The sequence below is a fragment of the Paenibacillus soyae genome, from assembly GCF_024623455.1.
GTDB lineage: Bacteria > Bacillota > Bacilli > Paenibacillales > Paenibacillaceae > Pristimantibacillus > Pristimantibacillus soyae.
The window spans coordinates 31,936-55,246 of sequence record NZ_JANIPJ010000017.1; the positions used below are offsets into that span (position 1 = coordinate 31,936).

General features: G+C 56.6%; 21 protein-coding genes. 6 read left to right on the forward strand and 15 right to left on the reverse strand.

Going from position 1 to position 23,311, the window contains the following annotated elements:
* Positions 1-61 precede the first annotated feature (61 nt).
* The gene (locus tag NQZ67_RS21210; protein WP_257449817.1) at positions 62-1,117 is read left to right on the forward strand and encodes an AraC family transcriptional regulator; all 1,056 of its coding nucleotides are present in this window, start codon (positions 62-64) and stop codon (positions 1,115-1,117) included.
* Between the two features lie 142 nt (positions 1,118-1,259).
* Here the strand turns inward: NQZ67_RS21210 and NQZ67_RS21215 are convergent, their stop codons facing one another.
* The 3 genes from NQZ67_RS21215 to NQZ67_RS21225 all read right to left on the reverse strand — a co-directional run bounded on the left by NQZ67_RS21215 (position 1,260) and on the right by NQZ67_RS21225 (position 2,886).
* On the reverse strand, positions 1,260-1,922 hold the full coding sequence (locus tag NQZ67_RS21215; protein WP_257449819.1) for an NAD(P)H-dependent oxidoreductase: 663 nt from the start codon (positions 1,920-1,922) through the stop codon (positions 1,260-1,262).
* Positions 1,923-2,019: 97 nt separating this feature from the next.
* Complete coding sequence (locus NQZ67_RS21220; protein WP_257449821.1) at positions 2,020-2,412, reverse strand: winged helix-turn-helix transcriptional regulator; 393 nt, start codon at positions 2,410-2,412, stop codon at positions 2,020-2,022.
* A gap of 33 nt (positions 2,413-2,445) precedes the next feature.
* Positions 2,446-2,886, reverse strand: a complete 441-nt coding sequence (locus tag NQZ67_RS21225; RefSeq protein ID WP_257449823.1) for a MarR family winged helix-turn-helix transcriptional regulator — start codon at positions 2,884-2,886, stop codon at positions 2,446-2,448.
* Between the two features lie 241 nt (positions 2,887-3,127).
* Here NQZ67_RS21225 and NQZ67_RS21230 point away from each other — a divergent pair, with 241 nt between their 5' ends.
* On the forward strand, positions 3,128-4,306 hold the full coding sequence (locus NQZ67_RS21230; RefSeq protein WP_257450062.1) for an MFS transporter: 1,179 nt from the start codon (positions 3,128-3,130) through the stop codon (positions 4,304-4,306).
* A gap of 55 nt (positions 4,307-4,361) precedes the next feature.
* Here the strand turns inward: NQZ67_RS21230 and NQZ67_RS21235 are convergent, their stop codons facing one another.
* Positions 4,362-5,282 (reverse strand): aldo/keto reductase, encoded by a 921-nt coding sequence (locus NQZ67_RS21235; RefSeq protein WP_257449825.1) that lies wholly within the window; start codon positions 5,280-5,282, stop codon positions 4,362-4,364.
* A 151-nt stretch (positions 5,283-5,433) separates the two neighbouring features.
* Between NQZ67_RS21235 and NQZ67_RS21240 the strand changes: the two genes are divergently transcribed.
* On the forward strand, positions 5,434-5,832 hold the full coding sequence (locus NQZ67_RS21240; RefSeq protein WP_257449827.1) for a MerR family transcriptional regulator: 399 nt from the start codon (positions 5,434-5,436) through the stop codon (positions 5,830-5,832).
* 97 nt (positions 5,833-5,929) lie between these two features.
* On the opposite strand, the gene shc is transcribed toward NQZ67_RS21240, so the two are convergent.
* Entirely contained in the window at positions 5,930-7,819 is a 1,890-nt protein-coding gene (shc, locus tag NQZ67_RS21245; protein WP_257449829.1) for a squalene--hopene cyclase, read from the reverse strand.
* A gap of 273 nt (positions 7,820-8,092) precedes the next feature.
* Here shc and NQZ67_RS21250 point away from each other — a divergent pair, with 273 nt between their 5' ends.
* Together NQZ67_RS21250 and NQZ67_RS21255 are read left to right on the forward strand one after the other, a co-directional pair.
* Positions 8,093-8,647: a TetR/AcrR family transcriptional regulator gene (locus NQZ67_RS21250; protein ID WP_257449831.1), complete on the forward strand. Its 555-nt coding sequence runs from the start codon at positions 8,093-8,095 to the stop codon at positions 8,645-8,647.
* A gap of 226 nt (positions 8,648-8,873) precedes the next feature.
* The gene (locus NQZ67_RS21255; RefSeq protein ID WP_257449834.1) at positions 8,874-10,268 is read left to right on the forward strand and encodes an MFS transporter; all 1,395 of its coding nucleotides are present in this window, start codon (positions 8,874-8,876) and stop codon (positions 10,266-10,268) included.
* 3 nt (positions 10,269-10,271) lie between these two features.
* Here the strand turns inward: NQZ67_RS21255 and NQZ67_RS21260 are convergent, their stop codons facing one another.
* From NQZ67_RS21260 to NQZ67_RS21305, 10 genes are all read right to left on the reverse strand, one after another.
* The gene (locus NQZ67_RS21260; protein ID WP_257449836.1) at positions 10,272-11,876 is read right to left on the reverse strand and encodes a response regulator; all 1,605 of its coding nucleotides are present in this window, start codon (positions 11,874-11,876) and stop codon (positions 10,272-10,274) included.
* A gap of 17 nt (positions 11,877-11,893) precedes the next feature.
* Positions 11,894-13,225, reverse strand: a complete 1,332-nt coding sequence (locus NQZ67_RS21265; RefSeq protein WP_257449838.1) for an ABC transporter substrate-binding protein — start codon at positions 13,223-13,225, stop codon at positions 11,894-11,896.
* 34 nt (positions 13,226-13,259) lie between these two features.
* Entirely contained in the window at positions 13,260-14,966 is a 1,707-nt protein-coding gene (locus tag NQZ67_RS21270) for a cache domain-containing sensor histidine kinase (RefSeq protein ID WP_257449841.1), read from the reverse strand.
* Between the two features lie 116 nt (positions 14,967-15,082).
* A complete protein-coding gene (locus NQZ67_RS21275; RefSeq protein ID WP_257449843.1) occupies positions 15,083-15,931 on the reverse strand; it encodes a carbohydrate ABC transporter permease in 849 nt (282 codons plus the stop codon).
* A complete protein-coding gene (locus NQZ67_RS21280; protein ID WP_257449845.1) occupies positions 15,928-16,887 on the reverse strand; it encodes a carbohydrate ABC transporter permease in 960 nt (319 codons plus the stop codon). The genes NQZ67_RS21275 and NQZ67_RS21280 overlap by 4 nt, the downstream gene beginning before the upstream one ends.
* Before the next feature lie 87 nt (positions 16,888-16,974).
* Positions 16,975-18,339 carry an ABC transporter substrate-binding protein gene (locus NQZ67_RS21285; RefSeq protein WP_257449848.1) on the reverse strand — a complete coding sequence of 455 codons (1,365 nt, stop codon included), beginning with the start codon at positions 18,337-18,339 and terminating at the stop codon, positions 16,975-16,977.
* 225 nt (positions 18,340-18,564) lie between these two features.
* The gene (locus NQZ67_RS21290; protein ID WP_257449849.1) at positions 18,565-20,136 is read right to left on the reverse strand and encodes a hypothetical protein; all 1,572 of its coding nucleotides are present in this window, start codon (positions 20,134-20,136) and stop codon (positions 18,565-18,567) included.
* A 61-nt stretch (positions 20,137-20,197) separates the two neighbouring features.
* On the reverse strand, positions 20,198-20,485 hold the full coding sequence (locus NQZ67_RS21295; RefSeq protein WP_257449851.1) for a putative quinol monooxygenase: 288 nt from the start codon (positions 20,483-20,485) through the stop codon (positions 20,198-20,200).
* The gene (locus tag NQZ67_RS21300; protein ID WP_257449852.1) at positions 20,400-21,497 is read right to left on the reverse strand and encodes a helix-turn-helix transcriptional regulator; all 1,098 of its coding nucleotides are present in this window, start codon (positions 21,495-21,497) and stop codon (positions 20,400-20,402) included. Before NQZ67_RS21300 ends, NQZ67_RS21295 begins: the two co-directional genes overlap by 86 nt.
* A 54-nt stretch (positions 21,498-21,551) precedes the next feature.
* Positions 21,552-22,046, reverse strand: a complete 495-nt coding sequence (locus NQZ67_RS21305; RefSeq protein WP_257449853.1) for a DinB family protein — start codon at positions 22,044-22,046, stop codon at positions 21,552-21,554.
* A 198-nt stretch (positions 22,047-22,244) separates the two neighbouring features.
* Between NQZ67_RS21305 and NQZ67_RS21310 the strand changes: the two genes are divergently transcribed.
* Positions 22,245-23,282, forward strand: a complete 1,038-nt coding sequence (locus NQZ67_RS21310; protein WP_257450064.1) for an alpha/beta hydrolase — start codon at positions 22,245-22,247, stop codon at positions 23,280-23,282.
* Positions 23,283-23,311 lie beyond the last annotated feature (29 nt).

Genomic DNA, 23,311 nt, shown 5'->3' on the forward strand with positions numbered 1-23,311 from the left:
GGTCCGCGAAATGATCGGAGACGCAATGCGGCTGCGAATTCACGCAAAGGAGGAGCTGGTTTTGGCCGATCAAGGCGTAGCCATCTCGATGGTTTATCCCATTATGAAGTCGCTTGTCCAAAAAGGATTAGATCCGGCTGAGTTTTTTGAAGCTGCCGGCTTCGATGCCCGCCTGCTGCAGGACGTGGAGGCGCGAATACCAGGGGAGGAGCTTGAGCGGCTGATGAAAGCCGCCGCCGCCTATTCCGGTGATGAACATTTCGGCCTGCATCAAGGGCAAATGACGGATTTTGCCGATCTGGGCATCCTGGGTTACGTCATGATGCATTCGCATACGGTTCGCGATGCCTTGAAGGCTTACCAGAAATATAACGACATCCTTTGCAGCGGCTTTAACCTGGACTGGAAGACGGAGGGGAACATGCTTCTTCTCCGATTGTTCATGCAGCATCCGGGCCGCATGTCCAGGCACTGCGTCGAGGATATGGCGGGCTCGGTCTATCGGATGATCGGCCGAATCAGCAATCGGAGCATCCCTCTGTGGGGCATTCGATTCGAGCACGATCAGCCTGCGGACACAGCGCCTTATGAGGCAAGCTTCGGTACTATTCCAGCATTCGGGGAGACGGCCAACGCGCTCTGCATGAACGCGGAGGTGCTCGATTATCCCATCCTATATTCGGACCCGAGACTGCTGGCCGCTTTCGAAGCGATCGCGCAAGAGACGATGGACAGCTTGTCCGATTCGGCGGGCTTCTCCGTTCAGGTGATGAGATGGATGAAAAACAACATGGTCACGAATTTCCCCACATTGCAGCAAACGGCGGAGTCGTTCGGCACCAGCGCGAGGACGCTTCAGCTTAAGCTGAAGGAAGAGAATACGACCTTCCACAGCTTAACGGCGGCCGTGCGCAAGGAGCTTGCCATCGGCTATCTGAAGAGGCGGGAATATTCCATCGGGGATATCGCGTACGCCCTCCATTTCTCCGAGCCGAGCGCGTTCCAAAGCGCGTTCAAGAAGTGGACGGGGATGACGCCCGGACAATATCGGACGCAAGCAAGAGAAGGAAAGCTGTCGCCGGCGCGCTGGGAGCCCAATAAAAAGGCGTTCAACTAGGGTGGGCGGATAAAAGTCAGCGCTTAATCGAGCAGGTGTCTCTGCTGTAAAGGGTGATTTTCACCGTTGCATGAAGCGAGTCGAACAAAAATAAAAAAGCTCGCAGCGCGAGGTATCAACCACGCAATGCGAGCTTCATTCTTTATTCCACCCACTGTACAACCTGCTCCAGCGGCCTTCTTGTTTTCTCTCTTGGTTCACGCGCTCTGTAGCCGAAAGCAACCATGCAGGAGACGCCGAATTGATCGCCCTCCAGCAATCCCTCGCCTCGCAGAAGCTCCTCCGCCTGCCGTTTGTCGAACCCCTCGATCGGGCACGAATCGATGCCGATCATCGCGGCCGCCGTCATCATGTTGCCTAGCGCGATATACGTCTGCCGGCTCGCCCATTCGAACATTGCCCGGTCGTTGCCAAGCAGCTCGAAATCGGATTCGAGAAACTTCTGATACAGCCTTCCTTTGTTCTGAACGACATCGGCGGGCAGCGCCTGGACGTCCTTCATCATGTGCTGAATATGCTCGGAAGAAGGGAGTAGACCGGTCTTCGTCCGGGACAGCAAAATCAGGAAGTGGCTTGCGGTTGGCAGCGTTTTTTGCGCTCCCCATGTGAATGGCAGCAGCTTGCCCCTAAGATCGCGATTTTGCACGATCAGGAATTTCCATGGCTCGAAGCCGAAGGAGCTTGGGGACAGCCGCCCGGTTTCCAAAATAAATTCGAAGTCGTCCTTCGAGATTTCGCGATTGGCGTCAAATTCCTTGGTCGCATGACGGAAGCGATAAGCCTCCAGAATCTGTTCTTTGTTCACGATCGTCCACTCCTTTATCTCTGATGCCCTTAGTATAGTGCATGCCTTGACTCAAAGGAAGTACGCACATTCATGTGACGCAGTATCCGGAATGATACTAATGGGAGGTATTCGTCTGTTCCATCTCCGAAGAGAGCGCGGCGTTCCGCCTGTTCTTGTGGGCATTGCCCCAATCCCGCATAAGCAGAATAATTGGCACCAGCGTCCGGCCGAATTCGGTCAAGGAATATTCCACCTTCGGGGGAATTTGGTTGTACGCTTCGCGATGGATGACGCCGTCCTCCTCCAGCTCTCTCAGCTGCAGCGTCAGCACCCTCTGAGTAATCGCGGGGCAGATTTTGCGGAATTCGTTAAAGCGCTTCTCGCCGCTGATTAAGTGGTATAGGATGATTCCTTTCCACTTCCCGCCTATTACGTCGAGCGTATATTCTACCGGGCATCCCCCGTCCGGGTTATGATGAGAGCCATATCCCGATTTCCGATTGCGCATAGGGCACACCTCTTCCTTACATTGATTATTGTCTTATTGCTGCTGCGACCGCTTCTTGACGGCTTCATTGAACTTGGAGAGCAGGCCGGCGAACTGGCCGCATTCGTCCTCCGACCATCCTTCGACGAGGCTTGCGATGCTCGCCAGTCGCGATTGCCTATAAGACAGAAGCTCGTCGGTGCCGAGCTCCGTCATGCGATAGAAGTATGCCCGGCCGTCCGATTCGTCGGGAACCTTGGCCACGTATCCTTTCTGCTCCAGAACGGAGGCTTGCCTGCTGACCGTGGATATATCCAGCTGCAATTGCTCGCCAAGCTGCTTCACGCCCGCCGATCCTTGCACATGGATGTGATGAAGCAGGAGATACGCCGCCCGGTCCAAATTGCCTCCCTGCTTGGCGGCCGTAATGGAGGTTAGCCGGCGGATAAGAAACGCCAGCTCCAGCTCGATCGTTGCCAATGCGTCATTGTTCATGCTGCAGCTCCTTCCTTCCGATCCGATTGTCTATGAACATCATAAAGGAACGAATCCAATTGTCAACCCGGCCGGCGCCATATAGCCGGATCTCATCATTGACAGTCATTTGATTGTATTATACAATCACATAGTTGCATCATACAACCTTATTATGAACCGGAAGAAGGGAATGTTCGTGTCATCTATAACCAACGCAGCAGAGCATGCAATAGACGATCGTCGTAACAAGCAAGGGCTTATGAAGCAGCCAATTGCCGTCTGGGCCGTCTTTTTCGCAAGCGTTATCGCCTTTATGGGAATGGGGCTGGTTAATCCGATTTTGCGGGAGCTGTCGGAGAAGCTTCATGCGCAGCCGAGCGAAGTGACGCTGTTATTCACGAGCTACAACGCGGTAATGGCCGTGGCTATGCTCATTACGAGTACGGTATCGGCAAGACTGGGCATCAAGTGGACGTTAATCGCGGGAATCGGCGTAATCGCGACCGTTTCGTTCCTTGGCGGATTCGCGGGGGACATTTGGACGCTTGTCGGACTTCGGGCGGGGTGGGGCCTTGGGAACGCGCTGTTCGTCGCGACGGCACTGTCCGCTCTCGTGTCGCTATCGAGCTCCGGGACGGCGAAAGCCATTATTTTGTACGAGGCGGCTGCCGGGATCGGAATGTCCGTCGGACCATGGCTAGGAGGAACGCTAGGCGACATCAACTGGAGGGGACCGTTCTTCGGCGTCTCGGCCCTGATGGTCATCGGATTTATTGCGCTTGCGGCGTTCATGCCAGCAAGGAAAGGCGCGGGGGCGGACGCGCCAAAGCCGAAGACGTCTCTTGCCGCTCCGTTCCGCGCGCTCAAGCAGCACCGATCGCTGCTCGTATTAGGCATTGTCGCCGCGCTGTATAATATAGGCTTCTTTACGATCATGGCTTACGCGCCGTTCGTCATGGGCCTGCATCCGAAGGAAATGGGGTACGTATTCCTTGGTTGGGGCGTGCTTCTCGCCATAACGTCCGTATACGTCGCTCCGATTCTCCAACGGAAATTCGGCACCTTGAAATCGCTTTGCTTTATGCTTGTCCTGTTTGTCGCGGATCTTCTTGTCATGGGAATCTTCACGTCGACGAAGGAGGCGGTCATCGCGGCCGTCATATGCGCCGGGGGCATTCTCGGCAATATCAACACGCTCATTACGACGGCCGTCATGGATGCGGCTCCGGTGGAACGATCGACGGCTTCGTCGGCTTACAGCTTTCTTCGGTTTATCGGAGCGGCGATTTCCCCGTATATGGCGGGTAAGCTGGCGGAGCACTTTAATTCCAGCGTGCCGTTTCTGGTCGGCGCCGGTTTTGTGCTCCTGTCGATTGCGTTCATCGGCTTGAATGCAAAGCATATCCGGCACGTGGACCGAACGGAGTCCGCGCATTAACAGAACGAAAGCCGCCCGCGTCCTGGAACGCGGGCGGCTTTCGTATAAGGGCGGCTTACGGGACGATCTTGCCGCCTGCTTTGTAGATGGCGTACCATTCTTCGCGCGTCAGCGGAATATCGGAGCCTTGGCACGAGTCCTTCAGGCGGTCGACGTTCGTCGTGCCGGTAACGACTTGCATGTTCGCGGGATGGCGCGTAATCCAAGCGACCGCGATCGCCGTGTTCGTCACGCCGTATTTGTCGGCGAGATCGTCCATCAGCTTGTTCAGCTCCGGATAGTTCTCCAGATCGCCGAGGAACGGCCCGTTGAAGAAGCCCTTCTGGAACGGGGACCAAGCCTGAACCGTGACGTCGTTCAGACGGCAGTAATCGAGAATGCCGCTGTCGCGGTTGATGGATTGCGCGTGATCCATGTTCAGCGCGATGCCGGAATCGATCATCGGAGTATGGGTGACGCTGAGCTGAAGCTGGTTAACGACGAGCGGCTGCTTCACGAATTTTTTGAGGAGCTCCGTCTGCATCGGCGTATGGTTGGAAACGCCGAAATGCCGGACTTTGCCGCTGGCTTGCAGCTGGTCGAACGCCTCCGCCACTTCTTCCGGTTCAACAAGAGCGTCCGGACGGTGCAGCAGCAGGATATCGAGGTAGTCGGTTTTCAGGCGCTTCAGAATGCCTTCGGTCGACGCGATGATATGCTCCTTGGAGAAATCGAAGTAGCCGCTGCGGATGCCGCATTTGCTTTGGAGAATCATTTGCTCCCGGATACTCGCGTTCATGCCGATCGCCTCGGCGAAATGCTCTTCGCAGGCGCCGCCGCCGTAGATGTCGGCATGGTCGAAGAAGTTAACGTTCTCTTCCATGGCCGTGCGGATCAGCTTCTCGGCTTCCGAAACCGAAAGCTGCTTAATGCGCATGCAGCCCATTATAATGTTGGACGCTTTCAAGTCGGTGCCTTTAATGTCTATGTATTTCATCGTCATCTGCTCCTCTCGAATAGGCTTACTCTATCAAGATAAACGCTAGAGTGAACTCTATGTCAACAGGCAATCTCCCGCATTGACAAAAAGTTCGGGCTCTAGTAACCTCAAAGCACCGAACAACGATACAAACGGAGAGGGATCTGATATGAGCTTTACCATCTCACAGGTTGCCCAAAGAACCAACTTATCCATACACGCGATTCGTTATTACGACAAGGAAGGCTTGCTTCCGTTCGTGGACCGCAAAAACGGGACGCGCGTATTCCAGGAGCAGGATATCGATTGGATCGATCTGATCTGCTGCTTGAAGCAAACCGGCATGCCGATCAAGGACATCCGAATTCTGATTCGTCATTGCATGGATCACGACGCGGTGCTCGAGAAAGGACTCGAAATTCTCCACCGCCATAGGGAGAACGTCGAGGAGCAGCTCAAGGAGCTGCAGCGCAGCCTGAATACGATCGATTACAAGATCAAGCATCTGCCGCGCATGTACAGAGAGAAATTTTCATCGGAAGCGGCTGCTCCGGGGCAAGACAAGTAACAACTAAGCGGTACCTATATGAACATATGAACAAAAACCATCGATCCCGCCGGATCGATGGTTTTTTTGCGCCCGGCCGAAAGCCCGGGACAGCCCATTAGCCTCCGATTCGTTCCCGGTACCGCGACAGGGCGAGAAGAGGCCATATATACCTATAGCTGTGGTAATGCATATAGAAATTGCCGGGGAGACCGGCGCCCGTCGGATAGACCGAAGCCCAGTCGTCTTCGTGAAGCAGCTCGCACAGACGATGGACGCCTTTTTCAATCGCGGCAGACTGTGCGGGGGACGCCGCGAGCAGAGCGTCCAGCGCCCAGGCGGTCTGGGAAGGCGTGCTCGCGCCAAGCGGCACGTAATGTCCTTGTTTATCGCTGCTGCAGGATTCGCCCCAGCCGCCGTCTTCGTTCTGAATGCGGAGGAGCCACTCGGTCCCTCTGCGCATGGCATCGTGATCCAGGCTTAAGCCGGCAGCCGCAAGGCCCGTCAGCGCCGCCCATGTGCCGTAAATATAGCAGATGCCCCATCTGCCGTACCAGGAGCCGTCCTCCTTCTGGTGACGGATCAGCCAAGACGCTCCCCGCCGCATCATGCGATGGTCGCCGCGGAGGCGCGCGTGGTTGCCCAGAAACTCCAGCGTTCTTCCCGTTAAATCCGCTTCGGACGGGTCGATGGCCGCCGACTTCGCGCCTTCGATGGCGAGCCAGGTCAATATTTTGTTATCGGTATTCTTCTCGAAGGCCGGCCAGCCGCCGTCCGCGTTCTGCATGGAGAGCGTCCAGGTGAGTCCACGGTTCCAAGAGTCGCGGTAAGCATCGCTTCTCCCTGAGAACGGGCGTATCGCGCGCAGAGCGGCCGTCGTGTCGTCCACGTCCGGATTGATCGTATTCGTCTCCGAGAACCCCCAGCCGCCGGGGGCCGCATTCGGGTTCCGTCTGCTCCAGTCGCCTTTGCGCGTATGCTGCGCGCGCAGCAAATAATCTGCGGCTTTCGTTATGGCGGGATGCTCCGGCCGTACGCCGGATTGCTGCAGCGCGAACGTTAGCAGAGCCGTATCCCATATATCGGGCGGCGAGTTTTGGAGCGTCGTGAACGATTCGCACCGCATTTTTTTGAGCCCCTCGCACGCTCTTTGGATGACCGGATGGTCGCGATCATAGCCGAGCGCAAGCAGCGCGAACGCGAGAAGAACGGTGCTGGTACCGTAGCTGTACAAGGTGCCGTCGCTTTCGATCCGATCCAGCATGAAGCGTTCGGCTTTGTCGGCGGCGGCTTCGCGAATGGCGCCAGGCGAGCCGATCAGACGCGCCATCCCTTCGCGGATGGCCGATCGCGTAGCCGCGTGCGAGTCCGGCAAACGCCCTTCCTCTTCCTGGTCATGGCGGGGATGGAACAGCTCCGACAAATCGGGGAGAGGCTCCGCCGTCGCCTTGAAGTCCTTGGCTGCCATGACGAGCATCGGCACCAGATGGACTCTCGCATAGCCGGAGAACGAGTAGAGATTCAGCGGCAGGGAATCCGGAATGAGCATGACCTCGAGAGGAATGGTGGAGAGGGCCAATGGCCAGCTTCTTTGGCCAGTTGCGGCCAGTATCGACTGGGTCAAGATGCTTGTCGCTTTCCCTGCGCCGCCTCTAGACCAAATATAAGCTTTCGCCCGCCTCATGGCTTCGTCCTCCGGCCGGCTGTAACCCGAGCAGAGTAAGGCGTAGTAAGCTTCAACCGTAGAGGATAAGCTGCCGTCGGTTTCGTCCCTGTACCATCGCCAGCATCCATCCCGATCCTGCCTTGCCAATATGCGGTCCCGGAGCTTCCGGATAAGCGGCTCGTCGTCCCGTCCCAAGCAACGAAATAAAATAATGGCGTATGCGTCGATGATCGTGCCGTTATCGAAGCAGAATCGCCAGGAGCCGTCGTCCTTCTGCAGTCCGATCAGCTTCTCGACCAGCCTTTCGATTTCCCGCGCAGCCCGGCTTCCCGTCCCGTTCAATCCGCATGCACCTCCCGCTTGCGTTTTTAATCATTGTATGAGGGGGGAGGAGCGGAAATGAGGCATCCGAGCGTTTCGAGCGAGGATCGCTGTGGAAATTCGAATTGGCTGCTCGCCGTCCGCGTCCGTAAAAAATAGGCTTGCGGTTTCCAAGAAGTTGCCTTAATATGGTTTTAAATGAAAGTAACCACTTGCACGCATCGAGTGCGGGCTAAAGAAACGGGGAGGAGGGTTTTTATCAAGGGAGGCAGAACAAGCACAGGGGAGAAGCTGATGACGGCGGTTATCGACCTGGTCGCGGAACATGGCTATAACGGCGTATCGACGAAGGAAATCGCGGCGAGCGCCGGGGTGAACGAAGTTACGTTGTTCCGGCATTTCGGCAACAAACTGAACCTGCTGGAGAAAGCGTTCCATCATTTCCACTACGCCGAAGAAATGCAGAAGCTGTTCGAGGAGAAGCTGACCGGGGATTTGCACGAGGATTTGCTTGTGATCAGCCGCAGATACCATGAGCTGATGAACCGCAATCGGAAGCTGATGGAGATCGCGCTCAAGGAGAAGCAGGTCATCCGTCAATTTCAAGTATCGACCCATATGCATCCCCAGAAGCTGCGCGATTTGCTTATTCGGTATTTTCAAGACATGCAGGCGGCCGGCAAGCTCGCGGATTGCAACCCGGAGGCGCAAGCGCTCGCGTTCATGTGGATGAACCATGGCGCTTTCGTCAGTCGGCTGAACGAGGATCGGATGTCATTCTCGTTCATTTCGCTCGAGACGTTTATCGAGGAAAGCGTTCGAACGTTTGCCAAGGCGTTAACGCCGTAGAGCTGCGGGCCGAGCGCAAGCGGCGAACGGCGGCGGAAGCCGACAAGCGTGGAGAGATAGGCCGAAGAATGCGGCTTATCTCGCCAAGCGGGCTTCGCGCGGCGAAACCGGTCACGCTATGAAAAGCTTGAGCGCAGCGAGCCCTTTTTTTTGAGGATAAATGTAAGTAAGTACATGCATTCACTTTCAAGCGTATGAATTTCATTAGCAGAGGAGACCCGAGGTTATGAAACCTGTTCTATCGGAGCAAAGCGGCGAGAAGCTGCTGCGCGTCATGCTGTTTACGCTTATGCTCTCATCCATGAGCGCTCTCATGTTCAATATCGTATTGCCCGGCATTAGCGAGGAGTTTGGCCTGACGATGGCTGAAGTAAGCTGGATGTCTTCCTCCTATTCGCTTATTTACGCGGTCGGCACCGTCACCTACGGCAAGCTGTCGGACCGCTTCAAGCTGAAAAACATCATTACGTTCGGCCTGCTGCTGTTTGCGGCGGGCTCTCTGCTCGGCCTGTTCTCGCAATCGTTCGGAATGGCCCTTGCGGCTCGCGTCCTCCAATCGGCCGGCGCGGCTTCCATCCCCGCCATTTCGATGCTCATTCCGATCCGGTACTTCCCCGCCGAACGGCGCGGAGCGGCGCTGGGCGTAGCGGCGGTCGGCCTCGCGCTCGGCAGCGCGCTGGGACCGGTCTTGTCCGCGCTTCTTACCAGCTTCGCCGACTGGAGATGGCTGTTCTGCTTTCCGCTGGCGCTCCTCATCATGATTCCGTTCTACCGCCGTTATCTCGGTGACGAGCAGCCTGTGAGCGGAGCCCGATTCGACTGGCTCGGCGGCTTGCTGCTCGGCGTTTCCGCAGGACTCGTGCTTATCGGCTTCACGAACGGCTCATGGGCTTACTTGCTTGCAGGAGCGGCAACGGGATTGCTGTTTATATGGCGCATTCGCGGCACGGAGGATCCGTTTGTCCGCCCCGAGCTCTTCCGCAATAGCCGATATGCCATGATGCTGGTCATTGCCGTATTCGTGAACGGAATCGGGGTATCCCTGTTTTTCCTGACGCCGATTCTGCTGGCAAGCGAGCAGGGACTGCCGCCTTATTTGATCGGCTTCGCCATGGTTCCGGCCGCGGCCGCTTCCGCGCTCCTCGGGAGGAAAGCGGGCAGGCTCGCGGATAAGCGGGGCAATGCTTTCCTCTATACGATCGCAGCCTTGCTTCTTAGCGCATGCATGCTGCTGCTCTCGTCGTTCCTCTCCGCGCCGGCCTGGTTCATTTCGGCTTTTCTGGTCCTCGGCAACGTCGGGCAATCGTTTATGATGATCACGTTGTCGAATACGGTATCCCGGACATTGCCGAAGGAACAGGTCGGCGTCGGCATGGGACTGTTCTCGATGTGCGGCTTCATCACGCATGGCATGGCTTCGGGCATTTACGGCATCGTAGCCGATTGGAAATCCGAAGCTGCTTGGAATCCGATTTACGGGTCCGGAGGAGGCGCGGTGCTCAGCAATCTGTATCTCGTGCTTGCGGCGCTGCATGTGTGCGTTCTCGCTTTCTACCTGCTGAAGTTCGGCGGCGTTAGCAAGCTTAACGTGCAGACGCCGGGCCGCACCAACGCGAAATAGCGGTCAGCCCTGCGTCCCGTTCCGGTATTCCGAAGGCGTCAAGCCGGTCACCTTCTTGAACACCTGCGTGAAATAGCGGGGATCCTGGTAACCGACGAGCGGAGCGACTTGATACACCTTCACCTCGGAGTGGGCGAGCATGTATTTCGCTTTGTCGATGCGGCACTCCGTCACGTATTCCAGGAAGGTAGAGCCGGTTGTTTGCTTAAAGAGCGTGCAGAAGTGGCTCGTGCTTAGACCCACGAATTCCGAAACCTCGTCGATGCCGAGATCGCTTCGGTAATGGTTGTCGATGTAGCGCCTTGCTTTCTCGATAAGGGCCGAACCGTCTTCGTAACGGCGCGCGCCGAGGTGCTGGAGCGTCCATTCGGAGCATGCGTCCTTGCATGCTTCGATTGCTTCGCCCAGCGTTGACGATTCCTGAATGCGCTGCAGCAGTTCGCGCGAGGAGGAGTGAACGCCGACGTTCAGCTGCTCGAATTCCCGATGGGCTACGATAGCGAGCTCTACCATATAACTCGTCAGCGTTTCTCTCCTTGCGGCGGATTGATCCAGCACCGTCCTAAGCTCGTCGAACAAAGCGCGCTGCCTCTCGAGATCCAGCGAGCGGATCGCCCGGGTCAGCTCCGTCTCGAGCGACTTAGGGTAGGGAAAGCTGGCCGCGTCCGATAACGGCTCGCCTGCGGCCTCTTTATCCAGGAAGACGTTCTCCGGTCCCGAATAGAATCGTTGGTACAAAGCCTCGTATGCGCTTTGATAGGCCGCGTTCAATTGATCGGCGCCCTGCGCCTTCACGCCGAATCCGACCGAGCAGGAAAGCTTGGCGTATTGCGAGACGAGGCGGACGATTTCTTCGCCGAGCTTCCGCCTGCGGCCTTCCGGCATATGCTCGAACAGCAGCACCCACTCCCCGCTATGGAACGGGAACATCGCGATCGCGTCGTTGTGGGCCGAAAATTCATCCAGAATGTTCCGTATCGCAAAAAACCAAAGCCTCTTCTCGGCATGCGACCATTGCTTGTTCATGGCGGCAAAATGATCCAGCTGAACGACCGCCATGACGTACGGTCTGTCCAGCAGGCCGTTCTCCAGCCAGCTCAGATGCTGAAGCGGCCGCGGGTTGCCTTCGATCAGCTCCGCGAACATTCGCTCCCTGGCCAACAGGGACAGAGCCTCCATGGAATGGAGCAGCTCCTCGCTCTCCTCGGCCGCCCGGCGTTCGGCATCCAGCTTGGCGACCGACTTGCGGATCATGCCGGTGAGCTCGTCATGGTCGATCGGCTTGAGCAAATAATCGGACGCGCCTTCGCGGATCGCCTGTCGCGCATATTCGAAATCGCCGTAGCCGCTGATGACGATGAAGATCAGCTTCGGGTTGATGCTCATCACCTCGGACATCAGCGTGATGCCGTCTATGGAAGGCATCCGGATATCGCTAATGATCATATCGGGCTTCTGCTCGCGGAACAGCTGAAGAGCTTCTTCGCCGTTCCGGGCTTTGCCTGCGATTTGAACCCGCAGCTCCTCCCAAGGAATGGCGGCTTCCAGGCTCCGCAATATAATCGGCTCGTCATCGACGAGCACGACCTTGTAAACCTTCGAATTCATGATTTCCCTCCTTGTTGTTAACGATTTCTTAGCTGCCAATACCATTCGGACGCATGATCGAGCTCGGCCAGCGCCTCGTCGGGCGACAGCTCGAGATTCAATAGCCGGTCGTTAATCGACCAGAACGATTTGCGCACCTCCGGCGACAGCACGTTATCGTAAGCGATGAAAGTATCCCCTCCATCCTCCATGAGCTGTACGACTTGGGCGAACACGGGGCCCGTGCGCGACGGATCGAACGGCACCGGCATGGCAGGGAGGCGGAGCCCCTCGTAGACGATGCGCTGCTGCACTTTCTCCGTATAAAGGGTTCTCAACAGCTCCAAAGCCGCTTCTTTGCGCGCTCCGGTCAATTCCGACGATAACCCGAGGCCAATGGAATAGCCGCCCGCGATACTGCGGTCGTCATCCTTCGAGAGAGAAGGGAACGGAATGACGCCGATCCGGTCCTGGAAGCTGGACGAGCCGTCCTCGGAATGGAATAACGTAATGTCCCAGCTTCCGTTCAGATACATCGCGGCTTTCCCTCCGGTGAACAAGGCGATCGCTTCCTCGGTCGATACGCCGGAGGGGGAGGCGTTGAACGCCCCCTCCTTCGACCATTCCTGCAGGAGGGCAAACGCCTTGCGATAATCCTCGTTCTGGAAGGACGACCGGGATTCGCCGCCCGCCAGCTGATCGATCAGCTTCGGTCCCGCGTACCGGTCCATTAAGTAGTGGGTATAGATCGTTCCCGGCCACAGCTCTTCGTTGCCCAAGGCAAAGGGAACGTAACCGTTTTGCTTCAAAACGCGGATAGCTTCCGTCAGTTCGCCGATCGTCTCCGGCACGGCCAGATCCAGCTCTTCGAATATCGAGCGGTTATAGAAGATCGGCTCGGCATGTCCTTCGAAAGGCAAGCCGTAAACGCGGTCTCCGTACGACCATAGCCGCAGGTCGTGGAAGTTCAAGCGGTTATCCCGCACGAACTCCGTTAAATCCATCATCCGGTTCGACTTTACGTACGGCTCGAATTCGGCGCCTCCGAACAGCACGAACATATCCGGCGGCGTGCCGGTCACCATCTCGCTTTTCAGCTTCTGCTCGCGATGGATCGTCTGGTCCAGACTTTCGAAGTTGATCTTCACGTTGGGATGGGCAAGCTCGAACTCGCGTACGGCATCCTGGAAAATCGTCAGAATGGGGCGGTCATGCTCCTTCGTCCAGAAATGGCGGAAGGTCAGGGTCAGCTTCTCCGATTCCGCGCGCTCCCCCGAATTCGCGCCGCTGGTCAAGCTGTATAAGACGACGGCCGAGAGCGCTACGGCATATAGGGCGAACAGCGCCGCGTACTTCAATTTGTATTTCATCCTGCTGCATCTCCTTGCTTTTTCGAAGGAATGATCACGGCTTAATCTTCGGCACGCGCAGCCGAATGATGGAGCCCGTCTCGGGAGACGAGCAGATCATCATGCCGTAAGGCTGCCCGAACCGGATGCGGAGCCGTTCGTGGACATTGCGGAGGCCGACCCCGCTGTCCTTGTATTTCTTCACTTCGGCTTGATAGTCCCGGTCCCATAAGCTGGCCAGCACGCTGGCGTCGAACCCGGGACCGTTGTCTATGACGTCAATCCATAATTCGTTCGCTCCTTCGGACGCGCGAATCCGGATTTTGCCGAGCATCTTCATCGGTTCAATGGCATGGTAAAGCGCGTTCTCGACGAGCGGCTGCACGATCAGCTTCTGCGTCATATAGCCGCCAAGCTGCTCCGGCAAGTCGAGCTCGTATTCGAATTGATCCTCGAAGCGAAATTTCTGGATGTTCAAATAATGGCGGACATGCTCGAATTCCGTGGATAACGGGATCAGCTCCTTGTTTTCGCTGATGCTGATTCGAAGCAGCCGCCCAAGCGACACGACCATTCGGCTGATGTCTTTGTTGCCCTGCAGGACGGCCATGGAGTTGATGGACTCCAGGGAATTGTATATGAAATGCGGGTTGATCTGGGCCACGAGCGCCTGCAGCTCGGCTTCCTTCTTCAGAGACTGCTCGGCTTCGACCTGCTTCAATAAATCCTGAATCTGGCTGCTCATCCGGTTGAACCCGTGAACGAGCATGTCGGATTCGTCATGGGGCTGGCCGCTTCCCGGAATCAGCGTGAAATTGCGCTGCTCGACGCGCCGCATCCCGCCTACGGTGCTGCTGATGCTCCGAACGAGCCGACGCACGTAGAACCGGTCGAACGCTAGCGCCGTCAGCAGCGAGAACACGCCGAGCAGGAGCGCCGTATTGCGGAGCGGGATCGATTCGGCCTGCAATGATTTCGTCGGCGTAATGGCGATCAGGCGCCACTCCGGATTATGCGAGGGAATAAAGGTAATAAGCGATTTGACGTTCAGATAACGGTCGATATAGTAGTTTTTTTCGCTTGGGACGCCTTCTTGCAGAAACGGGAAGTCGACGCGTTCGCCGATATGCTCCCCGGATTTGTCGTAGACAATGGACCCGTCGCGGCTCGCCAGCAGAATATTTCCCTTCTCGAGCGTCGCGGTCTCCCAGAACACCTGGTCAAGCAGGTCCGGCTTCATATAAATAACGATCGAGCCGATGTTCTCGAGCGAATAATAATCTTTGACGATTCGGGCATGAACGAGAGCGGGACGGCCTGCCGCCGCGCTGCCGTTCTCCTCGGGGCCGGACCAGACGGGGCGGCCTTCGGCCGCCTCCATCTTGGCGTGCCATGGCTGCCGCCGCAGGTCCGTCAAGGCGTCTTGCATATTGTAGCTGTAGACAAGGCGGTTCTGCGCGTAGAACGCAAAGGCTTCGATCATGGGGTGATGAATCAGCAGATTATTGATTTCCTGCTTCATGTCGTAGCTGGGAATTTGATTCGGGTTTTTGAGCGCCTGCTGAATGACGGGCTGCGTCATGGCGGAGCTCGTAATCGTCGTTATTTCGCTTAAGGCAAACTTCAGCTTGCGATCCGTCTCCAGGAGCGAGATCGAATAGAAATGGCTTGATTTCGATTCGATCGCGTCCGAAAATTTGAAATAGGAGAGCGCTCCCATGGCGATGACGGGGATAAACACGAGAAGAATGTTTGCAAGCATGATATGGTGGCGGAGCTTCAGGGCCGTTCACTCCTTTAACTGTAAGCGCCTTCCTCTACTGTTTACCGCATCGCCTTAACATTGTCAATATGAACTAAGCATTCTAGGGAACGAGCTTAGCTTTTCACGGCGCCCGAGGTCAGACCCGCGATGAACCAGCGGCTGAACGCGAGAAACACGATGAGAAGGGGCAGCGTCGCCATGAACGTCGCGGACATAATCATGCCGTAATCGAGGCCGTCGCGCGTCGTGAACAGCTGCTGCAGGGCGATCTGGACCGTATAGTGGCTTCTGTCCTTCAGCACGACGAGCGGCCAGAAGAAGTCATTCCATGTATTCATGAACGTAAAAATGCCAAGCGTCGCGATTGCGGGCGTTATGATCGGCACGACGATGGTGCCGAAAATGCGCAAATGGCCGGCGCCGTCGATGCGGCCGGCTTCCAGCAATTCCGCGTGCACGGCGCTCGAGATGTACTGCCGCATCCAGAAGATGCCGAACGCGTTGACCATGGCGGGCACGATCAGCGCCTTGTAGGAGTCGATCCACTGCAGCTTCGCCATGATGACGTAAGTGGGCAGCACGCTGAGCTGCTGGGGAACGAACAAGGTCGCGAGCACGAAGAAGAACAGGAAATGCTTGAACTTGAATTCGTATTTGGCGAAGGCGTACCCCGCCAGCGAACAGAAGAACAAGACCGACGCCGTGACCATGATCGACACAAACAACGAATTGCCGAGCGAAGTCCAGAACTCCGTTTTGTCCAGCGCTCTCTCGAAATTGGCGATAAACTGGTCGCTGATCGTAATGACCGGCGGGATATGGGACGCCGCGCCGCGCTCGTTCGTCGCGATGACGAACATCCAATAGAAGGGGAATACCGAGATGAATGCCCCGATCGTCAGAAAAACGTAATAGAAGGCTTGGGCCGCAATGCCAGGCCTGTCTCCGCGAACCGTTCTCATACCGCACCTCCGTCCGCATCTCCGCCCATTTTGCGAGAAGCCCACATGTTGAACATGGAGAAAACGATCGTGAAGAGCAAGAGCAGCACCGCGGTGGCGGCGGCCGTGCCGAAGAAGTTGTTGCCGAACGCTTCCGTATACAGATAGATGACCATCGTCAAGCCTTCTTCCCGCGTCGAGCTCGTTCCCGTCTGACCGAGGAACACGTAAGGCTCGGTAAAGAGCTGCAAAGAGCCGATGGTCGACATGAGCACGGTGAATACGATAAACGGCTTAAGCAGCGGAAGCGTAATCCGGATCAGCTGCTGGAACCGGCTGGCGCCGTCGATGCGGGCGGCTTCGTACAAATCCGTCGGAATGCTCTGCAGGCCGGACAAATAAATAATGACGTTATAGCCGGTCCAGCGCCACATGATCATCGAGGCGACGGCGAGCTTCACGCCCCACCAGCCGGAGTTCCATGCCACGGGATCGAGGCCGAACAAATCCATTACCCAATTGCCCATGCCGTTGTTGCTGAAGATCGCGCTGAAGACGAGCGTGACCGCAACGATGGACGTAATGTTCGGCATGAAATAGAGGACGCGGAACGTCTTCTTGAACCGGGTGATGGAGGAGTTCAGGAACACGGCGATCAGCAGGGCCAGAATCAGCTGCGGAATCGTGCCCATGACGCTGATAATGAGCGTATTCGCAAAGGACGTCCAGAAGATCGGATCCTCCGTCACGAATTGATAGTTTTGCATGCCGACGTAAGTCATAGGGCCAAGCGCGTCCCATTTGTAGAAGGACAGGTAGATCGTGAAGAGAATCGGATACAGGCCGAATATCGCGAACAAAACAAAAAAAGGCGAAATAAACAGATAAGCGGTCAGGCTGCTGCGTCTTCGCTCCGTTAACCAACTAGGTTTGGTTCTCGGGACGAGTCGCGCGGCCGGTTGAGCCGTCTGCGGCATGGGGATGGACACCTCCGGTTGTTGGGTAATAGGGAGAGTTCGCGGGATGACCCACGCGAACTCTCTTGAGCACTCTTATGATACGGATTAGCTGCGGGCAGCCAGCCGTTTGATCTTATCTAAAGCCGCTTCCCATTCCTTCTCCGGATCGGCTTGCTTCTCTTGCACGTTCTGCAGCGCTTCCTTGATGAAGGAATCCGTCTGATCGTGCAGCGGTCCGTAATAAACCGGCTCAACCGTAGCGGCCGCGGCTGCAAATTCGGTAGCGGAAGCCTGCCCGCCGAGGAACTCGTCGGTTAGGTCTTTGAAGGCAGGTTCTTCGAACAGCGCCGGAATGGATGGCATCAGCCCTTTGGTTTCGAACGTTTTCATTTGATTTTCCTTGTTCACCATCCAGCTGATGAACGCGTAAGCTTCTTCCGGATGCTTGCCTTCCTTCGGCAGCGAGATAAACGAGCCGCCCCAGTTGCCCGCGCCCTCCGGAAGCTGAGCGATACGCCATTGTCCGGCCGAATCCGGGCCGTTGCTCTTAATGTTGCCTAACATCCAAGCCGGTCCCGGCAATACGATGAAGCCGCCTTCGTTCGTCGCTTGCGACCATTCCGGAGCCCACAGCGCGAAGTTCGCTACCCAGCCTTCCTGAATGCCTTTGACCGTGAAGTCGTACGCTTTTTTTACCTGCGGGTTCTTGTCGCCGATGAAGGAGCCGTCGTTTTTGTCGTAATAAATTTGGCCGTCCGATTGATCGCGCAGCGCGTTGTAGATCAGATCGCGGGAGTCGACGAACGGCTTGCCCGTCGCATCCTTGAACTGCTTCGCGACCGCCGCGAATTTATCCCATGTATCGATAGCCGCGGAGAATTCCTTCGGATCAGTCGGCAAGCCCGCTTGCTCGGCCAGATCGACGCGGTAGTACGCGACGGTCGGCGCGATGTCCGTCGGCAGTCCGATTTGGAATTTGCCGTCCGTGGACGAAGCCTGCTGCCACTTCCAGTCGAGGTAGTCGCCCTTCAGGTCGGCCGCGCCGAGATCGTTCAGGTTGTAGAATTTGTCCTGCGCGTTAATGAAGCGTTCCATGAAGCCAATCTCAAGCTGGAAAATATCCGGCGCTCCCGAGCCGGCGGAGAGGGCGGTCGTCAGGTTGTTGTGATGCGCCGTTTGGTCGCCCGTGTTCTGAATCGTGATCTTCACATTCGGATGCTCGGCCATGTACTCCTTGGCTAGCTCCTCGTAATTGACGTTGCCAAGCGTCCAGAAGGACAGCTCGACGTTCTCGCCGGTGCTGCCGCTGCCGCCGGTATTCGCCGACGGCTCCGACGAGGCGTTGCCTCCGCCCGCCGAGTTGTTGCCGTTGTTTCCGCTTCCGCCGTTGCCGCTGCAGGCTGTCAAGGCAAAAGCCAGGATAGCCGTGAGCGCAAGCGTCAGCATTTGTTTCGTCTTTCCGTTGATCATTGCAGATAAGACCCCTTCCTAAACATTGGAATGAATTGCAATTCCAACTATAGAGGAATCCCCGCGGCTTGATGAGGAGGCAAACTTACGATTTGAGGTTGAAATTATTACGGTGGAGCAGCGTGAGGGGGGGGATCGATCAGAACGACTGCTTAACGCGCTTGCGGAAGCGCCTGCATGTGAAAAAGCGTCCCCACTCCTATCAGGAGCAGGAACGCTTTTTCATTACAAAGTCCATAAATCTTCACCGTTAACCGTCGCGATCGGTCCGTCGTCCACGAGGCGCAGCTCCAGCGTATCGCGGCCGCGCATACTGTACGAGCAATCGAGTGGAGCCTCGGCGAACGAAGGCTTGTTAAGCCGGCAGCCGGAGACGAAGGACTCGAACGATTCGATGCCAAGCGATGCCGCTTCCTTCATCGTGACGGCCTCCAGAACGATTACGTTCCCAACCGCTCCTTCGGTACGAACATCGTATCGATCCTTGCCGCGCTCCAAACGGAGAGGATGCTTCGCATGCACGGCTATGTACGTCTCATTCACGACCCCATAAAGCGATGTCTCCTCCAGCACCCACTCACCGTCGCCGATCGGCAGCACTCCCGCAATATCTTGCGAATGCGGGCGATACAATGCGATCAACGTCCCTTTATAAATCGCGATTTCTTCGGCGTCGCTGCTGTGCCGGTCATCTGCGGCGCCTGCAGGCGAGTAGAAGTAAGCTTGATTAACGGATCCTTCCCGAACGGGGAAGGACAGGTCCCAACGCCGCTGCTCATTGTCGAACTCCAGCCGCCGTTCCTTCATGCCGCCGAGAGCGTATCGCTCCGTCATGTAGACATAGCTGTGAAGCCTAGTCGATGGCTGTTCGGCCGATAAAGGATAAGTGCGGCGAAGCTCGCACGGATAAGCTCTATTGAATGCCCGACTCCGAGCAGCTTCCGAAATCTCGTAGCTCAGCAATCCCGCATACTCGACTCTAGGCCAATCGGAAGGCAGCGGAATATCGCCGAACTGTACGTAATCCATCGCCTGGTTTCTATCGGCGGGAGCGTCATGCGGCCAGGAACGGGAATGGGGGCCGACCCATGCGCCGTGCAAATAATAATCGGAGCGTTCCTCCCAAAGCCATTCCAGCATCTCGTCCAGTTCATCGCGGATGGCCTCGTCGGGAACGAGCTCCCAAGCGGCGGCGAAGGCTTGCGCCCAATGCCAGAACCAAGGGAGGATGCCATACTCCGTCATGCCGTATTCGCGAACCCGGTTCAAGGTCGAACGCAGACGGTCATGGCTTGCGCGCAGTAACGGCTCGTCTCCTAGAATGGAGGCGTATATGAGACCGGCGGCGGTATGCTTGGCTTCATGATGGTTGTACAGCGCAAGCGGCGCCTTGTAGTATCCGGATGCGTGCATATGGCGGACCGCCTGGTCGAACGAATTCCGTAAGACAGCAGGCATGTCCTTACCGTACCTCTGGGCGAATAACGCCATCAGCGGTCCCATCAGCTCCACGGGCAGAGGGTGGGCGGAAGCCTGCCGCGGATCGTCCCCAAGGTTAAGCGGGAAGTGTCCGTAGGTCGGGCTAGCCGAATCGCCGTCCTGCAGAGCTAATACCTGCGACAATACGCCGCAGGCGAGGCTATTCGCGCGTTCGGTATCCGATTCGTCCAGAAGCGCTTCCCTCGCTGCCGCGAACAAATACGACGCGTCATAAAAGTTATCCCGGATATCTCCGTGGTACCACAGGCCGCTTGGAAGCAAAGGTTTTGCGAGCGCCCGGCTCGCGATTTCGCGCATAACGTGTCGTCTTCGCGCAGCGTTCCCTGCCGATGTCAATCCGATCATCCTTTCCCTATTCTTAGAAGCCTTTCCCGCCAACCGGACGAAGCTTGACCGGTTCGATTGCGGCAATAAGAGGGCGCGCTTGCTGAATCAGCGCGATGGCCGCGGGATCCTTCAAGGAATTCGTATGCGCTTCCGCGCTGCGCCACAGCTCCATTACCCATATCGCGTCCGGATCATCCTCCGATACGTTGACGAGATACAGCTCGCAATCCGCGTTATCCTTCATCCCTTCCGCCGCCTGGAGCAGAATGTCCGCCAGCTCCTCCCGTTTGCCGGGCTGCGCGGTTAATTTGCCTGTCATGGAATATTTGCTCATCTTCATCATCCTTTCTTTCGTTAGCTTGCCTCCGCATTTCCTTGTAGTGATTCGCGATGCCTTCGCTTGTCTGAACCAGCTTCTCGATTAACGAGATCGGCTCGACAATCGTCAGTGCTTTGCCATAGGGCATGAGGTAGTAGGGGACGTAGGAGAACAGCGCGGATTCTCCCATCCGGAACAAGGCTTCGCCGTCCGTTCGTTCGTGCAGCGCGTGGCCGAACAGCCAATGCTTCTGCAATTCGTTAAGCGCCTGCTCGGGGGCGCGTATGCGCAGGTCCACCAGCCGTTCCGCCTGTATGGCCCCTGGCAGCAGCTGCCCCATCAGAACCTCCTTGGCGGAGAAGTCGGCCGGACGTTCGAAGCGGGCATCCGTGAGGTCAAGCTCCATGATACGGTCTACCCGGAAGCTCCGAAGCGACCGGCGCAGACGGCAAAAGCCGGCGGTATACCAGCTTCCCTTCCAATGGACGATGGAATACGGCTCGAACTCCCGGCTCTCCGGCGCCGATCCCTTGCCTTTGTCATAGGTCATACGGACTACGAATCCTTGCGCGGAAGCCTTCTCCAGCTCGCGGAGTATACGGTTGTCATCCGCGTAGGAAGGAGCGGCGATGACGGTGAGGCCGGTCCTGGAACGGTCGATATGCGCGAGCTGATCTTCGTTCGTGTACCTCTTCAGCTTGGCGATGGCGCTTCCGAGCGCGCTTGTCAGGGGGTACCCGGCAGCTTCCGCGAATAAGGAAGCCTGCGCCAACGCTTTCTGCTCCTCCATATCGAACAGAAGAGGGGCATTCGAGAACTGTCCGATCATCTGATAGCCGCCGTTAGGTCCCGATTCCGCCATAATCGGGGCCCCGCTGGCGCAGAGCGAATCGATGCAGCGGTAGATCGTGCGGACGTGCACCTCAAGCTCGTCCGCCAGCTCCTTCGCGGTCAGCTTGCGTCCGGAGCGGAGCAGCCAGAGAATGGACAGCATCGTGTCGGATTTGGACATGAACGCTCATTCCTTTTTCTGTAATCGGTTTCTCTGGTATGAGCTTACCATACATTAGGCGAGCGGCTCCATTCCTTTTTCGATCCAGCTGTCGTAGGTCGGCCCGTACAGCTCCGGCACCCGCAATCCCGCTTGGCTGATCAGGACGGTCAATTGTCCCCGGTGATGCGCCTGATGCATGACGGTGAAGCGCAGAGACGCGCCGTTCTGCCACTCCTCCCCGAATAAATGCTGCGTTTCCCCGAGACGGTCATCGCTCCATTGCGTAAGGACGGCTTCGAGCAGCGCGCGCGAAACCCGGCTGTACGCTTCCGCGATTTCCGCCGCCGTATCCGGTATTCGGTCTGGCGCTGGAGCGTCGAATCGCAGGCCGAGCGAGGCCATATAGCCAACGGAAGCGACCAAGTGCCACGCAAGAGATTGAATCGTCCGGCGGTTTTCCCGAATGGCCTGGGAGAGGGAATCGTCCGTCAACGCTTGAAGCGTCGCCTCTGTCATCTTAGACTCGTTTTTCCACTCCGCTGCGAATTGTTCCAAATTGTTGTACATATCCATTCCTCCGTTAATTGTCGTTTTCGTTACTTGTTCAGTATAAGGGGGGATAACTGACAGCTACGGTCAGTGATTTTTCGCATCATAAAAATAAAATGCTAGGTTTACTTGTTGACGGGCGAGAGGAAGTGCTATAAGGTGAAAAAAGCGCAATATTATCCATCATATGGAAGAAATGAGGCTTCATCTGCAATGATACGGAAACGAAGGAAAACAAAAACGTTCGTGTCCATCATTTTGGTTTTGGTCGCTATTATCGGGGCCGCGCTTGTCTTTCCGACGTGGACGCCTTCAATTAAAGGGGAAAACGGCATCGCCGCGCTGGAGCAAATGAAAGTGAACGGCGCCTGGCACGAGGTCATGATCCGCGGCGCCGACCGGAACAATCCGATCGTTATTTTCGTCCACGGCGGACCGGGCTGCTCCGAAATCCCCTACGTGCGCAAATACCAAGAGACGCTGGAGGAGCATTTCACCATCGTTCATTACGATCAACGGGGAAGCGGCAAATCGTTCCGGTTCGGCGAAGACTATTCGAACGTGACGGCAGGCGTGCTGGTCGAGGACCTGTTGTCGTTGACGGACTATTTAACGGATAGATTGGGACAATCGAAGGCGATTCTGATCGGCCACTCCTACGGTACGTATATCGGGATGCAGGCTGCTGCATCCGCGCCGGAGAAGTACGCGGCATACATCGGGATCGGACAAGTCGCGGATCATCATGCCAGCGAGCTGGACAGCTTCGCTTATGTCCTTGAGCAAGCCTCCGCAGCCGGCGATCAGAGCGATGTAAGCAAGCTGGAAGCGATAAGGGAGGACATAGAGGCGGGGCTCGAGCGTACGCCGAGAAGCCTGATTCGGAAATATGGAGGAGCGGCAAGACTAATTAACGATAACCGAGATTATGTCGAAGGCTTTCTGCTGAACCGGGAATATAATTTGCTGGATGTCATCCGGTATGCGAGAGGCATTGCGGAGTCGCAGGACACGCTGCTTGAGGAAGAAGCGGAGAGCCCGATAACAAGCCTGGTGAAGAAGCTCGAGCTGCCCGTCTACTTCGTGATGGGCGAATTCGACTACATGACGTCGACGAACGCGGCCAAAGCGTACTTCGACGAGCTGGACGCATCCGACAAAACCTTTATCGTATATGAGCATTCCGCCCACTATCCTCAGTTCGAAGAAGAGGAACGATTCGCGGAGTGGATGGCAACGACATTCCGAGACTAGAGGTAAGAACCCCGCAATCCATGAGAAAC

Bases quoted from the DNA above. Each gene is read 5' to 3' on its own strand.
- NQZ67_RS21230 (WP_257450062.1), top strand. From the start codon at position 3,128: ATGAAGCAGCCAATTGCCGTCTGGGCCGTCTTTTTCGCAAGCGTTATC.
- NQZ67_RS21290 (WP_257449849.1), bottom strand. From the start codon at position 20,136: ATGCGCGAAATCGCGAGCCGGGCGCTCGCAAAACCTTTGCTTCCAAGC.
- NQZ67_RS21300 (WP_257449852.1), bottom strand. From the start codon at position 21,497: ATGTCCAAATCCGACACGATGCTGTCCATTCTCTGGCTGCTCCGCTCC.
- NQZ67_RS21270 (WP_257449841.1), bottom strand. From the start codon at position 14,966: ATGCTTGCAAACATTCTTCTCGTGTTTATCCCCGTCATCGCCATGGGA.
- NQZ67_RS21235 (WP_257449825.1), bottom strand. From the start codon at position 5,282: ATGAAATACATAGACATTAAAGGCACCGACTTGAAAGCGTCCAACATT.
- NQZ67_RS21295 (WP_257449851.1), bottom strand. From the start codon at position 20,485: ATGACAGGCAAATTAACCGCGCAGCCCGGCAAACGGGAGGAGCTGGCG.
- NQZ67_RS21280 (WP_257449845.1), bottom strand. From the start codon at position 16,887: ATGCCGCAGACGGCTCAACCGGCCGCGCGACTCGTCCCGAGAACCAAA.
- NQZ67_RS21220 (WP_257449821.1), bottom strand. From the start codon at position 2,412: ATGCGCAATCGGAAATCGGGATATGGCTCTCATCATAACCCGGACGGG.
- NQZ67_RS21240 (WP_257449827.1), top strand. From the start codon at position 5,434: ATGAGCTTTACCATCTCACAGGTTGCCCAAAGAACCAACTTATCCATA.
- NQZ67_RS21265 (WP_257449838.1), bottom strand. From the start codon at position 13,225: ATGAAATACAAATTGAAGTACGCGGCGCTGTTCGCCCTATATGCCGTA.
- NQZ67_RS21260 (WP_257449836.1), bottom strand. From the start codon at position 11,876: ATGAATTCGAAGGTTTACAAGGTCGTGCTCGTCGATGACGAGCCGATT.
- NQZ67_RS21285 (WP_257449848.1), bottom strand. From the start codon at position 18,339: ATGATCAACGGAAAGACGAAACAAATGCTGACGCTTGCGCTCACGGCT.
- NQZ67_RS21275 (WP_257449843.1), bottom strand. From the start codon at position 15,931: ATGAGAACGGTTCGCGGAGACAGGCCTGGCATTGCGGCCCAAGCCTTC.
- NQZ67_RS21305 (WP_257449853.1), bottom strand. From the start codon at position 22,046: ATGTACAACAATTTGGAACAATTCGCAGCGGAGTGGAAAAACGAGTCT.
- NQZ67_RS21250 (WP_257449831.1), top strand. From the start codon at position 8,093: ATGACGGCGGTTATCGACCTGGTCGCGGAACATGGCTATAACGGCGTA.
- NQZ67_RS21225 (WP_257449823.1), bottom strand. From the start codon at position 2,886: ATGAACAATGACGCATTGGCAACGATCGAGCTGGAGCTGGCGTTTCTT.
- NQZ67_RS21255 (WP_257449834.1), top strand. From the start codon at position 8,874: ATGAAACCTGTTCTATCGGAGCAAAGCGGCGAGAAGCTGCTGCGCGTC.